The sequence below is a fragment of the Kluyvera sichuanensis genome (assembly GCF_014218705.1).
In the GTDB taxonomy this organism is placed as follows: domain Bacteria; phylum Pseudomonadota; class Gammaproteobacteria; order Enterobacterales; family Enterobacteriaceae; genus Kluyvera; species Kluyvera sichuanensis.
Genome location: NZ_JABBJF010000094.1, coordinates 1 through 335, shown reverse-complemented (window position 1 = coordinate 335; position 335 = coordinate 1). Strand labels below are relative to the sequence as shown.

Genomic DNA, 335 nt, shown 5'->3' with positions numbered 1-335 from the left:
ATATTAATCAGCCCGTTCTGCACCGTATCGCTCAGACGCTCCACCACCCCGCTTTCCCGCATCAGGTTGCCGAAGCAGAACATCCCCAGCAGCGGCGCTGCGTCCGGCAGCAGCAGCGCCACCAGCAGCAACAGCACCACCGGGAAGAGGATTTTCTCCCGCTTGCTGACCGTACGCAGCTGCACCATACGGATTTTCCGCTCCGTCTCGCTGGTCAGCAGCTTCATAATCGGCGGCTGAATCAGCGGCACCAGCGCCATATACGAGTAGGCCGCCACCGCAATCGCCCCCAGCAGTTCCGGGGCCAGCTTGCTGGAGAGGTAAATTGCCGTCGG

At 61.8% G+C, this 335-nt stretch carries 1 protein-coding gene; it reads right to left on the bottom strand.

Going from position 1 to position 335, the window contains the following annotated elements:
• Positions 1-335, bottom strand: a 335-nt coding sequence (locus HII27_RS26905) for a sodium ion-translocating decarboxylase subunit beta (RefSeq protein WP_185670196.1), incomplete at both ends; no start/stop codon positions are given.